Source organism: Marinifilum sp. D737, from assembly GCF_026672275.1.
Classification (GTDB): Bacteria; Bacteroidota; Bacteroidia; order Bacteroidales; family Marinifilaceae; genus Marinifilum.
Genome location: NZ_JANQCD010000003.1, coordinates 192,474 through 207,335, shown reverse-complemented (window position 1 = coordinate 207,335; position 14,862 = coordinate 192,474). Strand labels below are relative to the sequence as shown.

At 44.3% G+C, this 14,862-nt stretch carries 8 protein-coding genes; all 8 read right to left on the bottom strand.

The window, feature by feature from the left end; translation table 11 throughout:
• Positions 1-39 precede the first annotated feature (39 nt).
• Positions 40-1,590, bottom strand: a complete 1,551-nt coding sequence (locus NQ163_RS03985) for a sulfatase family protein (RefSeq protein WP_268188994.1) — start codon at positions 1,588-1,590, stop codon at positions 40-42.
• 36 nt (positions 1,591-1,626) lie between these two features.
• On the bottom strand, positions 1,627-3,135 hold the full coding sequence (locus tag NQ163_RS03980; protein ID WP_268188993.1) for a sulfatase family protein: 1,509 nt from the start codon (positions 3,133-3,135) through the stop codon (positions 1,627-1,629).
• A gap of 18 nt (positions 3,136-3,153) precedes the next feature.
• On the bottom strand, positions 3,154-4,554 hold the full coding sequence (locus NQ163_RS03975) for an arylsulfatase (protein ID WP_268188992.1): 1,401 nt from the start codon (positions 4,552-4,554) through the stop codon (positions 3,154-3,156).
• 519 nt (positions 4,555-5,073) lie between these two features.
• A complete protein-coding gene (locus NQ163_RS03970) occupies positions 5,074-8,319 on the bottom strand; it encodes a glycoside hydrolase family 2 TIM barrel-domain containing protein (RefSeq protein ID WP_268188991.1) in 3,246 nt (1,081 codons plus the stop codon).
• A 112-nt stretch (positions 8,320-8,431) separates the two neighbouring features.
• A complete protein-coding gene (locus NQ163_RS03965; RefSeq protein ID WP_268188990.1) occupies positions 8,432-10,645 on the bottom strand; it encodes a sulfatase-like hydrolase/transferase in 2,214 nt (737 codons plus the stop codon).
• Between the two features lie 72 nt (positions 10,646-10,717).
• On the bottom strand, positions 10,718-12,361 hold the full coding sequence (locus NQ163_RS03960) for a right-handed parallel beta-helix repeat-containing protein (protein ID WP_268188989.1): 1,644 nt from the start codon (positions 12,359-12,361) through the stop codon (positions 10,718-10,720).
• A 10-nt stretch (positions 12,362-12,371) separates the two neighbouring features.
• Positions 12,372-13,787 (bottom strand): sulfatase-like hydrolase/transferase, encoded by a 1,416-nt coding sequence (locus NQ163_RS03955; protein ID WP_268188988.1) that lies wholly within the window; start codon positions 13,785-13,787, stop codon positions 12,372-12,374.
• 59 nt (positions 13,788-13,846) lie between these two features.
• A complete protein-coding gene (locus tag NQ163_RS03950; RefSeq protein WP_268188987.1) occupies positions 13,847-14,857 on the bottom strand; it encodes a glycoside hydrolase family 43 protein in 1,011 nt (336 codons plus the stop codon).
• Positions 14,858-14,862: the final 5 nt, after the last annotated feature.

Below are 14,862 nucleotides of genomic sequence, written 5' to 3'. Positions count from 1 at the left end.
TCCATTGGGTCGGTGAGCAATTGCGATATGTATCCTTCTTTACTTCAGTTTAAGTTTTTGTGTTTTTTTATACTTCTCCCCTCTCACGGCAATAAACTCATCATACATTTCCTTCAATTTTGCCGGATCAGATGCTGCCAAATTGTTTTGCTGTGCAATGTCCTCTTTCAAATTGTACAATTGAAATTCTTTGGAATTCCCCAATTCGATATTCACTTGTTTCGAAACAGCAGGTCCATTGTAGGGTGGAATCATCAACCAATCACCTTTTCTTAATGCCGTTCGGGTGGTCGCTTCAATAATCAAGCTCTCTCTCCCTGTCTTGCTTTCTCCCATTAATGCCGGCAAGACATTTTCACTGTCCGTTTTGGGCGCTTCTGCACCAATTAAACTGGCTATCGACTTCATTAAGTCCATCTGGCAGACCAAAGCATCAGATTCCTGTGATTGAATTCTCCCCTTCCAATAGGTAATGAAAGGCACACGTGTTCCTGCCTCGAACAAGCTGTATTTTCCTCCACGCAAAGCTCCCGTTGGCTTGTGCTTTCCTAATTTTTCTACCGCATCGTCATAATATCCATCATTCAATACAGGTCCGTTGTCACTCGAAAATACAATTAAGGTATTGTCCAGCAATCCTTCCTCCTTCATGGTTTTCATGAACTCACCAATACACCAGTCTGCTTCCAGAATTACATCCCCTCTTGGTCCCATTCCCGATTTGCCAACAAAGCGAGGATGTGGCGTTCTTGGAACATGTGGCTGTTGCATTGCATAATAAAGGAAAAATGGTTGATCCTTATGTGTTTTCACGTAGTCTTTCACCTTCTCCAGGAAATGATCAGCCATATCAACATCGCTCCATTTGGCCGACTCGCCCCCCTTCATGAATCCAATTCTCGGAATTCCATTTACAATACTGCTGTTGTGCCCATGATGCCATTTCATGCTCAAGAGCTCCGGGTTTTCTTTTCCGGTAGGCTGACCTTCAAAGTTGTGATCATAGTCAATTTCAATTGGATCATTGGGGTCCAGACCTGCCACATGGCCATTGTCGATGTAAACCGTTGGCACACGATCCTGGGTTGCAGCCATGATGTATGATTCATCAAAGCCCACTTCGTTGGGTCCTGGTGTTACCCTTTCGTTCCAGTTTACGACTCCCGTTCCCAAACCCAAATGCCATTTGCCAATCACTGCCGTTTGATAACCATTGGCCTTCATCATTTTTGGCAGAGTTGGCTGATCGGTACCAATTAACAATGGTGCAGTTCCCGGTAAGATTTTAGCATCCTTATTTCGCCAGGGATAGCACCCCGTAAGAAGAGCATATCTACTAGGTGTACAGGTTGCCGAAGATGCATATCCATTGGTAAATCTTACCCCATTATTGGCCAAATTATCGATATTGGGCGTTGCGATTTCGCTGGCACCATAGGAACTTAGGTCTCCATATCCCAAATCATCAAGGTATATGATTACAACATTCGGTTTTTCATTCACTTCAGCATTCCCTTTGCTTTTCGCCTGACAGGCTGTTAGGCAAGCAGTCACGAATACTGGCAATAGAAACTTCATCATTTTTTTCATTTCTCTTCCTCTTATTTATTCTGATAATCACTCTTTTTATTTTGATGCCTGGCTTTTGAACAGGCTCTCGAACTTTTTTTCCCACCAGCTTACATACTCCTGGTTTGTTGGAGCAAGGGGCAGTCTCTTTTTCACCTTCCAAATGGAGTCCATATTTGCCATCTGTTTTTTCCAATACTCAATCTCCCTTTGATCTTCGGGGTAAGTCGCCCGATCGCATTCCTCAAGCCATTGCTCCAGTTTTTCTCTTAGTTCCTGTTTAATCCCCCTATAACTTGCTTCTTCGGCAAGGTTATATATTTCATACGGATCGGCTGATAAATCATACAACTCCTCTTCCGGGCGCGAGTTTGATAAAAACTGTAGCTGCACGGGACTAAGGCGATTCGCCTCCTTTAGGACTTCCATTAAGGGCAAACAAGGGTATTGATTTCGTTTATACGCATTGTATTGAGCGTACGGCTTTTCCGGATAGAAATTTCGGATGTATTTGAACCGTTCGGTGCGAACTGCACGAATTCTATCCACGCTTTCGTCTCTTCTGTCGCGCATGCTAAATACTTCTGTACGCGGTTTATGAGCCCCCAGGAAATTTTGTCCCTGCATGTAGGCGGGAATGTTGATTCCTGCCAGCTGCAAAGCCGTTGCTGCCAAATCGATATTGCTGATGAGTTCCTCCCTCACTTCCTTCGCATGCTCTTTCTTTGGATATCGAACAATGAGCGGGGTATTGGTTCCTCCATCATACAAAAATTGCTTGTGCCTCACCATGGGACTTCCCTGGTCGCCCACAAAAAATACATAGGTATTCTCCTCCAGACCATCCTTTTTCAATCGTTCCAAAATCTTACCTACTTCCCTGTCTACCAACTGAACGGTTTCCAGGTAGAAAGCCATATCCTGCCTGATTAAAGTATGATCGGGCCAGTAGGGTGGCACTTGTAGGCCCGAAGGATCAACAGGACGGGCGGTATCTCTTCGGAAAGGGCGGTGTGGCTTATGAATTTGAATTTGTCCAAAAAATGGCTGTCCCTCTTTGCGTTCACGCCAATCCACTCCATCATATATCTCATAATCAGTAATGAAATTGTAATCCTCTTTGCCAGGTTTCCCGGGCTTTTCGCAACTGCCATTAAAAGTATAATAGCCGGCTTCTTCGAAATATTCGGTAATGGTTTTGATGCCTTTGGGTAGCTTTTTCATGGCTTCCTTGCGGGTTCTGTGCTGATGGCAATTGATACTTACCGGGTACATTCCTGTAATCAGACCAGACCTGCTGGGAGAACAAACTGCCGTTACCGTATGACAATTGGAGAACAGGATTCCTTCTCCGGCCAGGCGATCCAGGTTTTCAGTCTTAACCGACTGATTGCCATAGCATCCTAAATCGGTTCCCAAATCATCAGCTACAATCCAAAGGATATTGGGTTTTTTCAAGTTTTTATCTTCTTTTGGACTGCTTCCCGCTGCACTTGTACTCGTCAGCAATGAAGCAGACAGAAGACTGCCCCCGATTAAAAGGGAGTTTATAATGGTGGTTTTCATATTTTTAAAATTGATTCTTTACTGATCGCCAAAAGGAAAAGCATCTACCGGCCTGCGTGAGTTCGCAAACAGTTCTTTCATCTCTTTGACCAGCTTGGGATGCTGATCGGCTACATTCTTTTCCTCGCCAGGATCAACAGACAAATCGAACAATTGTATGGCTGCATTTTTATCCTTTTTTGCCCCCAGGCGCAGGGCTTTCCATTTCCCTTTGCGGATGGCTTGCTTGCCTGCTTTTTCATGAAACTCCCAGTACAGGTAATCGTGTTCAGCCTGTTCCTGTCCCAGGAGAGCCGGCACATAGGAGATGCCATCCAGACCTTCCGGTGCGTCCACTCCTGCCAGATCGCAGGCTGTAGGCATGAAATCCCAAAAGGCACTGATGTGATCACTCTTTGTACCCGCTTTGATCTTCCCTGGCCACCAGGCCACAAAAGGGGAACGAATGCCTCCTTCGTAAAGGTCACGCTTGTAGCCTCTATATATCCCATTGCTATCGAAAAAATCAGGATCATTTCCCGATTCGAGATGTGGCCCATTGTCCGAGGTAAAAATGATGATGGTATTTTCTGCCAGTCCCATTTTTTCGATAAGTGATCTGATTCGTCCCAGGTCCGCATCCATCATCGAAACCATTGCAGCATATGCAGCTTTGGGCGAATCTTGCTTGTGGTAATGTCCTCCGGGATGCGGCGTCTCCTGGTACCTTCCTTTGTACTGATCCATAAATTCCTTTGGAGCTGCCAGTTCGGCATGGGGAACCACATAGGACAGGTAAAGAAAAAATGCTTCTTCCTTGTTCTGTTTGATAAATTCCAGTGCATTATTGGTAAGCAGTTGATGGCTGTGCACTTTTCTCTGTCCATTTTTATTCTCCGGAACATCTATGCGCTTGTCATTATCCCATAAGTAATCAGGATAATGCGTGTGTGCATGTCTTTGGCAATTGTAGCCATAGAAATGATCGAAACCTTTTTTCAATGGATCGCCTGCCGAACCTGGATAACCAAGGCCCCACTTTCCCACCAGTGCCGTTTTGTATCCTGCATCCTGCATGCATTCCGCTACGGTTTTTGTACTTGCAGAAATGGGATACTGACCTTCCGGCTGATTCGCTTTGTTCCCCCGAATATCGGTATGTCCCGTATGCAGTCCCGTCATCAAGGCACATCTCGAAGGGGCACAAACAGTGGTTCCTGCATAGTGATTGCTAAAAAGGATTCCATCTTTCGCCATGCGGTCGATATGTGGGGTTTCGATCTTTTTTTGACCAAAACATCCCAGGTCGGCATAGCCTAAATCATCTGCCAAAACATAAATGATATTGGGACGATCGGCTTTCGTTTGTGCTTGTGCATTGGGGGAAAACAGCAAAGTACTTGCTCCCAGTCCACAAGCTAATATTTGAGTTAGTTTCATATGATTATAATTTGTTTACAGTTGCCACATGGAACACTGTGAATCATTAGTATTTTGAGTTCTTTATCATCCTAATAAATAGCTTACTGTTGGATTAATTATTCCATCATCAAACATAGCTCACTCAACATTTTTTTTGCTTAAGCCGCAGGGCTCTTACTTTTTATTCATCAAATGATTTCTTTAAAAGGAATTCATGAGCTCCCTTCGGTCGGTTGCATTGATCAAAAAGTAAACTGCCGAACGAAGTGAGACCATGAGCACCCGATATAATGATTTCGCGAATAACAATCTAGGGCGGGTAAGCTCAAGCTTCTTCTACTTGAAAACTTTAAGTGCGGCGGGGTGATTTTCGAACAAAGTTCGAAACTTCCCCTTCTTTCTAAAAGTTTTCTGCGCATAAGCAGCTTGACCTTCCAATGCCCGCAAAGCCCGCTCGCATTGAGCAGTTTATTGCAGACCACCTCACGCTATGTATTCTTTACATCCAACATTTCCACTCCAAGTACTTTATAATATTCAATAAAAAATCCTTTTTCGGTTTTCCTTAGATTTGGCATTCATGGGTTTCAGCCAGTATGAATAAGAATACTTTCCTGCCTTGATTCGATATTTTTTTATCGGACTGGCATTCTTGCTCCAGGAATCATTTCCGCCCACACCCATGTGTTGTCCATCAATCTGTAGCCTGATAAAATTGGTTTCAGGCAATTCATAAGGATGCATCGCAGCTTCAATTTGTTGCCAATTGTGTTTGCGGGCACTCATGTTCAGGCCTTGCTCTCCCAAAATCTGAATGCCGCTGTTCTGCTTGTTTCTAAAACTCATCCAACGCACATCCGAACGGTTGGCATTTTCCTGTGGATAGACATATTCCTCCATGAAACTCTCCAGCTTTTGTTCGTACAAGCCGATGAAGGAGGCCGATTTTCTATCGCAATAATTCTCGAATGGGCCTCGTCCCAGCCATTTGATCTGCTCAAAGGTGTTTGGCAAGGCCAGAGATTGACCGATACGAGGCAGATTAGGCAATGTACTGTCTGCATCCATGTGGATTTCCGCCTTCACAAAACCATTTCCAAAAATGTGATAATCTGCTTTCCATTTGGCCTTTCCATCTGCAAAAAGGAAAGTCACACTCACTTTTATCTCGCTCTCACGAATCTGTTCAAGGGCAAAGGATTCAGGTTTTGCATTCAGAGATGCCTTCTTCCAAAGCCCCAGCTTCTTGTGTGTTTTAGCTCCTCTTCTGTCGTTATCGGTCTGGGGACGCCAAAACTCTGGTAGCAATGAAGGCTCCTGAATTAGCACTTCCTTCTTGTAGGCATAGGAATCCAAACTTCCTGTACGCTGATTCATTCGCAGGCTAAAATCTTTCCCCTCAACCCAAAGAAGAGAATCTTTCCATTGATAGCTGATTGGACTCAATTGGTTTCCATCCAGGTTTTTCACCGCCCTGGCATTCCACTCCAAAGCCAATTGCTCCGAGGCGATCTCGTGTCCCGCCTTGGCCCAGCTTGCAGCCTCTTTAAGGCGGACTGAAAGGCTCACAAAATATTCGGCTCCCTCCTGTTTTCTCTTCAGCTCGCTTACAGGCAATTGCAGGACTGCAGATTCTCCTGCCGCAAGTGATTCCATTTCCACTTTGCCTGATTTCACTTCCTTTCCATCTTCTGTCAGGCTGTAATGCAATTCGCAGTGATCAAGGGTCTTAAAAAAATGTCTATTGCTAAGGAGAATGGTATTTTCCTTTCTCTTGCTCCAGGCAATCGCTACCGGTTGAAAAGCTTTCTTTACTTCCCAAAGCGCAGGATGTGGTTTTAAGTTTGGATCTACCACGCCATTGATACAGAAATTGCCGGAGTTGATTTTATCACCAAAATCACCACCATAGGCAAAAAAGGCTTCTCCCTTTTCATTTTTCTTTAGCAATCCCTGGTCTCTCCAATCCCAAATGTAACCGCCAACAAGACGTTTATGGCTTCTGAAAGCCTCCCAGAACTCCTTGAAGTTCCCGGTGGAATTCCCCATGGAATGAGCATATTCACTGAAGATTACAGGACGATGATCTCCTTTCTGGTTAGCTATTTTCAAAGCCGATTGTGGAGATGGATAGAAACGTCCTACCACATCTACATAGTCAAGATCTCTGGGATTCGCCAATCGATCGTCGTGATGCGGATAGTTCGGTTCTCCCGGTGGGATGTATCCCTTCAAATGATGATTTCCCTGGGCAGGCTCATAATGTACCAGCCTGCTAATATCGTAGTCGCGTATCCAACTGGCCATGGCTGCATGGTTGGGGCCTCTGCCCGATTCATTTCCCAGCGACCAGAAAATGACTGATGGATGATTCTTATCGCGCTCCACCATTCGTATGGCTCTTTCCATATAGGCATGGTTCCAGTCTGCCTTGTTAGACAGCAATCCACCCTGACCGTGAGTCTCCAGATTGGCTTCGTCCATCACATAGATTCCATACTGATCGCACAAGTCGTAGAAGTAAGGATCATTGGGATAATGACAGGTTCTTATGGCATTAATGTTGAACTGTTTCATGAGCAAAATCTCTTCCAGCATGTCTTTTCTGGTTACCGCTTTCCCACGTACCGGGTGATGATCGTGACGGTTTACGCCATACATCAGTACCGACTTTCCATTTACCAGCAGTTCCCCTTCGGCAGAAGCCTCCACAGAACGAAAGCCCACTTTTGTGCTTTTGGCTTCCAGGAGCTTGCCCTCAGCATCTTTCAAGGCAAATACCAGTGTATACAAATTGGGTGTTTCAGCAGTCCATTTCAGGGGATTGCTTACTTTCTTTTCCATCAGGGCAAATTTCACATTGTCGAGACGAGGATACTTTTCCTTCACAATTTTTTCCACTGCCAATTCAAGAGGCTGATCAAAAACAGCCTTCTCATCCGCATCGTAGAGCATGGCTTCCAGTTTTGCCCCTTTCAGCTCCGTGCTTCCATCCCAATAAATATTGGGTCTGATCTCCAGCTTTGCATCCTTGTACTCCTCATCCAGCCTGGTTTGCACAAAAAAGTCATTGATGTGCATGGCAGGTTCTGCCAGCAGGAGTACCTCCCTGTGTATGCCACTCAATCTCCAATGGTCCTGATCTTCGAGGTAGGAGCCGTCGCACCAGCGAAATACTTTCACCGAAACATTGTTCTTTCCTTTCTTAAGCCTGGTGGTAATGTCAAATTCTGATGGCAAACGACTGCCCTGGCTGTAGCCCACAAAATCGCCATTCACCCACACGTAAAAGGCTGAGCTAACCCCACCAAAATGAAGTTTCACATTCATGCCATCCCAATTTTCGGGAAGGCTAAAACTACGTTGGTAGCATCCTACCGGATTGTCAGCAGGATCGATCAGCGGAGGATTCACCACAAATGGGTAAACGATATTGGTATAGATGGCTGTTCCATAGCCCTGCAATTCCCAATTTGAAGGCACTTGAATTCTATCCCAGCCCTCTACTTCCTGTAGTTGAAAGTCCTTGCTCGCTTGTTCAGGTGTAGGGGTAAATTTAAAATTCCATTCCCCGTTCAAGGACAAAAGCCTGTCCGAAGTTTCTCTAACTCCTTTCAAGGCATCTTCCTCTCTATCGAAAGAATACATGGTCGATCGTGCCGGTAACTTGTTAATGCCCGTTACCAGGGGATTTTCCCAGTCGTTCGGTCGCTGGGCATAAATGTTCATGGTAATCAGCAAGATGATGATGAACCAGCTTGCTCGTTTTAAGGTTGATTGCATGCTTGTATCTTTTTCTTTTGGTAAATGAAGAGGAGCTTTAAATGAAACACCAAGGTCTGTCTGCCAAATGAATTCACCTCCCCTTCATCAATATTTTTATTCGGATTTTATTTTATTTTTTCTGATAAACTCTTACATAGTCCACCACATATTGCGACGGGAAATTACTCTGGGAAGGATCTCCTCCATTTCCTCCAATGGCCAGGTTCAGCAAGATGTAATGGGGCTGATGAAATGGATTGAAAGCATCGGCATTCACTGATTTTTTCAGGTCGATTTCATTCAGCAACACATCATCCAGGTAAAGGCGAATGTACTCCCTGCTCCACTCCATTTTCCAAATGTGGAATTTATCTGCCCAGTCCTTCTCCTGAGCCGTAAAATCAGCAAAAGGAAGTTTTTCTGAATCCCATACAGCTTGCCCGTCCTCATTGGCCCAGGCTGCATTGGCCAGTAGCTTGGCCTCTCCATTGTGACGGTAAAACTCCATCAGGTCCACTTCGCCATTTGCAGGCCATTTCTGATCGATTCCCAGGGTCCAGATGGCTGGCCACATGCCCGGTTGAGAATCTATTTTAGCTCTGACCTCTAAAATGCCATGCTGAAATGAGAATTTCTCTTTTGTTTTGATGCAGGAAGAAGTGTATTCGGCCTGTTTCCTGTTGTAACGCCAGTTCTTGCTTCTCTTTTTGTACTTCTTGTTTTTTACCTCTTCCCTTCTGCCTTCAATAATCAGTGTTCCCCCGGTAACATTGGCATTATTGGCCTGGTACCACTGTAACTCCATATTGCGTACAAAGCCCTCTTCGTAAGACCAATATTTGGGATTTGGTTTTCCATCCGTATCAAATTCATCGGCCCACAAAAGCTCATATCCTTCAGGAGCCCTGGCTCCTAAAGTATCCGGCTTAAAAGGACTAATCATTTTAAAGCGTTCAGGATTTAGCCTGCTGTACTTTTTATTCTGCATCAAGCCCAAAAAGACAGGATCTTTCATTTCTGCTTCCCACTTCTGATAGCTTTCCTTTAAATCTGAATAGTGATTCTCCTCGTTAAGCTCCAAAGGATTGCTTTCGCTGATGTCCTCCTCCAAATGGTAGATCTCCTCCTCTTCCGATTTGTATTTCACCAATTTGTGAGCGCCGGATCTTACTGCAAAATCTTTCTGATCGTATTTTCGCCAGAACAATTGCGGGTGTGGTTTCGTCTTGTTCTCTCCATTCAAATAGGGAATCAGGTTCACCCCATCCAGTTGGTTCTTTGGTGTAGTTTCGGCATAAGCCACTGCTGTAGCGAAGATATCCAGAGAGCTGACCGTGTTTTCGTAGACCATGCCAGCTGGAATCTTTCCCGGCCACTGCATGGCAAAAGGAACATGGATTCCACCTTCGTACAAACTCCCTTTTCCATCGCGCAATGCTCCATTATCTGAGCCATTCTTGCTTTCCGGTCCTCCATTATCCGACAGGAAGAAAACAATGGTATTGTCATCCAGGCCCAGCTCTTCCAGCTTATCCAAAACCAGGCCAACACCATCGTCAACGGCACTAAGCATGGCTGCATAAATTCTTCTCTTTTTATTTTTGATGTGCGTGAAGCGATCCAGGTATTTTTTACTTGCCTGCAAAGGAGCATGAGGGGCATTGTAGGCCAAATAGATGAAAAATGGCTCTTCCTTTTTTCGCTCGATAAAGGATACCGCTTCCCTGCTGAGTGCATCCGTAAGATATTCTGTTTCGTGCACCCTGCCATTATCCCGCATCAGGCGAGTATTGTAGGCATCAAATTGAGCTTTTATCTCTGTAATGTCGTTCAAATTCCAGTTTTCAGGAAAGTATCTATGCCCTCCGCTCAGAAAACCATAAAACTCATCGAATCCCCTTTTCAAAGGGTATTGAGATTTGTGCGCTCCCAAATGCCATTTCCCCAATGCCATGCTTTTGTAGCCTGAACGGGAAAGTGTCTTTGCAAGGGTTTCTTCCGTTGCTGGTAATCCCTGCATGGTATCCTGTGGGGCACAAAGAGGATTTCTTCCAAAACCAAAGCGATCCTGGTAGCGTCCGGTAATAATCCCGGCCCTGCTTGGCCCACACACGGCATAGGTCACATATCCATTTGTAAATTTCACTCCATTATTGGCAATCCTGTCGATATTGGGAGTGGGGATGTCTTTGCAGCCATTGAACCCTACATCTCCAAACCCCTGATCATCTGTTAAAACAACAATCACATTGGGCTTTTCCTGCGCTACAGCTTCCTTTCCTGAAAGCGAAGCTCCCATCAAAACTGCACCAGTCATTAATATATTGCTATAGATCTTCTTCATCTGTTTACCTATTCATTTTAAAGCCACCGGAAACTCTCAAGTACGGTGTACATCTTCGTTTCCTGTTGGGCCTTATTTTATTTCGATTGCTCCCAGATCGGGCATGCCGGTAATTTTATTCCCTAATATATCATAATTTAACTTCAATCCCTGAAGTAAACCAATGGTATCTCCCGGTAGCTTCTGAATTTGAATTCCTTTGTTCTTCAATTGCTTCGAATTCATCGGCAGGTAATCTGAGATTTGACTTCCTCCCGGATTTTTAAATTTCGGATTTGCATAAATGGCGCTTTCATCCTGAATGGAGACCTCTCCGGGCCAATTCTCCGCTTTCAGATACATGTTATTCCGAAAAACAACATTTTTAACCTGCGACATTCCAGCTTTTTCAGGACGATACTGATCTCCCAATACGGCACTGCTTTCTCCCTGAATGCAGAAAATGTTGTTGGCAATGAGCACACCCTCAGCAGCCTTATCGATGGCTATTTTGGCATGAATTGCCTTCTTCACGAAAATGGTATTGTTATAAAAATAGGAATTGAAAGGGCCTTTGCGTTTCCTTTTGCCATTGTATCCACTCAGCCAAAAGATCTTTCCTTCCTGAAAAGCATTCTTCTCTCCCTTAACACGATGCCCATCATTAACACTGATGTTGTAGCGGTAGGCACAATTGTAATTGTTCCCCAAAATCTCGCAAAAGCCCCCGGCGTTATTTGCACTAAAGTTGTATTGCAGAACAATGTTGCTGCAATTGTAATCGATGTGGGCTCCGGCAGAATCTCCCGGACCATTGGCATTTACAAAACGATTTTTTTCAATTAAAACATCATTGGAACCCCAGGTCCACAGGCCACTGCCTCGTCCCCATTTTCTGGTATCATCCGTACTTCCCGATTTGTCTACAATATTGTTACGCACAACAACATGTTCCACGCCCGACATCTGAATGCCCGGACCTCCCGTTTCCATCACCTTATTGTTTTCTACCTCTATATTTCTCAAGCTATATTGTGCGCTTTTGCCAGTAAATTTGATTCCTGTATGGGCTACATTTTTCACCAAACAATCCTGAACTTTTATGTCCTCGATTGATGCCCCCTCAAGGGTATTGATAAAACGAATTCCCCAACCATAGTTTTGTGATCCGTTGGCAGTTTTTACCTCTTTGGCTCCCCTTTGAAAGCCTTTTTTCTCATAGAAAACATTCTCTACATGCAGATTCCTTAAATGGATATGAGCATATTGATCCACCCTGCTTGTTCTTACCAACAGACCGCAACACATTTCATTCTTATTGGCAGTTGGCATACCATCAGCTTCTGCACTGATCTGAAGGTTTTCCAGCTCTACAAAGCTGCAGTTCTCCAACAAAACGCCATTTAATTTTCCTTGAGCTTTAATCTGCGCCTTTTCTCCTGCCTTTGCAGCACCTGCATGATAGGTGGAAACTACAATGGGCTGCCCCTTCCTTCCCTTCACATTTTTCAATTCCAGGCTGCCATAAAAAACAGCGCCCGAAGACAGCAGTATACTGTCTCCGGGATGCATTTGAAGTGCTGTTAACTTATCTAAATTTTGAAATGGCAGCGAAGGAGTCGTACCGGGATACTGATCATTGCCTGTAACAGGATTTACATAGTAGTTCTTTGCAAAACTTGTATTGGTACAAACCAAGATCAGTAAAATGATATATGATATTACTTTTCCTTGCATAGTGATTGATTTACTTTTGTTCTGCTGCGTTCAAATCGCCAGGTGAATGAATCTTTGATTTCCGGTTCTCCATAAGTGCCTTATGAATTTCGAAGGTTACCCTGTTCCAGTTTTTATCTTCTGTCCACAAGGGTGCCATTAAGCCCTCTTCCCAATTCTCCAGGGCCATTTTCATGTCATTCATTTGACTTTTTTCTGCCAGCTGCAGGTCTTTGCTTTCACCCAAATCACGATCCAGATTATACAGGCGATAGCCATAGCCATCCACTCGAATCAATTTCCAGTCTGCCTGGCGAACAGCTGCCATTCCTTCTTTTCTCCAGAACAATTGCTCATGAGGAGCCGTTTCCTTTTTACCTGTCACAAATGGCATCAGGTTCACGCCATCCAGTTTCTTTCCCGGACTTCCCTGTCCGCCAGCTACCTCAAATGCCGTAGCATAAATGTCCAGTGCCGATGTTAAGGCATGGTATTTCTGTCCGCCCTTTATTTTTTTAGGCCAGGTCATTACAAATGGAACACGATGTCCTCCTTCGAATTTATTTCCTTTCCAGCCTTTTAATGGCAGGCAGGAAGACTGGTTGTTGTGAGCTCCTCCATTGTCGCTCAGGAAGAAAATCAATGTATTTTCATAGATCTTCTCCTGCTTTAATTTGCTCACCAACTTTCCAATGGCTCTATCCATGGCCCAGGTCATCGCAGCCAAATCCTGTCGCGCATGTCCTTCGTATCTTTTCAAATCTTCTTTGGTGGCATGCATGGGTGTGTGAACCGCATTAAAGGAAAGGTACATAAAGAAGGGATTGTCTTTCTGCTGCTCTACATACTCAATGGCTTTCTCTCCCAGAACATCGGTCAGGTATCCATCAAAATCTACATGCTTGCCATTGTGTTGTATCTCATGCGGATCGCCGGGTCTGTCGTTCTTTTCATGTGGGAAATAGGAACGGCTTCCTTCCAGAAAACCAAAAAACTCATCGAATCCCCTGCTATTGGGATGATACTCCTCTTGTTCTCCCAGGTGCCACTTTCCAAATACAGATGTATGGTAGCCTTGCTTTTTCAAGGCAGAAGCAATGCTCAGCTCGCTGGTATCTACACCTAAATTGTGCGGAGGGAGGTTACATTCTGCACCAAATCGCTGCTGATATCTTCCGGTAATCAATCCTGCCCTTGAGGGAGCACATACCGTAGCTGAAACGTGCGCATCGGTAAAGATGACACCATCCTGTGCCAAACGATCGATATTAGGTGTTTCCAGATCGGTACTTCCCATAAAACCAAAGTCTGCATAGCCGGCGTCGTCAGCCAGTATAACAATTACATTGGGTTGTGTCGGCCCGGCACTTTTTTGCTGCGTTTTACAGGAAACGCCCATGCTTCCCAATAAAACAGATCCCAGTAGTATTGAATTTTGAAAATTCATGATATAATTTGATTAATTCGTTCTTTTAATTTTTTCTGATTCTGTACAGAGGAATCCAACTATTTCACACTCCACTCTTTCTGCCATTCAATTTTGGCTTTGCCATTCTCAAAGCTTAAGGGCAGCCATACATATCTCGAATCTTCCAAATTGGTTTTATTCCAGCGGTCTCCCATGTAAATGTATTCTCCTTTTCTGTATGGATTTGGCAGCACATAGGTACTTTGAGAGAAAAAGGTTTTGTTGGCATTTTCTCCAAGGCATGGATCGTATACCGTTTTCCAATCTCCCATTACCGAATCGCAAATCGAAATTTGAGCCGGGTTTGGCGACCAACCAGTACATCCTGATGAAATCATATAATATTTGCCATCATGTTTCCATACCGCCGGAGCTTCACGTGACTCCTTCTCCAAAATTCTTTTGTACTTGCCCGATGGAGCTGTATACTCATCGTTTAACAGGCTTACATGCATGGTTTTGTTTTTTTCCGAAGAGTAAAAGTGATACGCCTTTCCATCATCATCAACAAAAAGAGTCATATCCCTGCTCATGGCACCATTGGGACGCATACTCTGCAGGTAAGTGAATGGCCCTTGCGGATGATCGCTAATGGCTACTCCTGCCCTTGCATACTGGTAATCTTCGGAATCAATGTGCATCCACATGACAAACTTTCCTGTGTTTCGGTTGTAGATTACCTTTGGGCGTTCAATCACCTTTGAGGTGTGCAGGTCATGAGTTGAATCGACCTTTACAGATGGCAAGGCCACTCCTTCATGTTTCCAGTTCACCAAATCTTTTGAAGAATAGCAATTCACTCCTCCCGCATCACATCTATAGCATTCCCATTTTAAATAGGGAACTCTCCAGGTTTTACCTTGTTTCATTTCACCATACCAGTAGTAGGTTCCCTCATGAAACAATATACCACCTCCATGTGCATTAATTGGATTTCCCTGTGTATCCTTCCAGACTTCACCAGGATAAATTGTAGTATTCTCTTCTTCTGCACATGAGAACAATGCCATTATCATTCCCAAAATCAAAGCCATTTTTGTACTCTTCATCATAT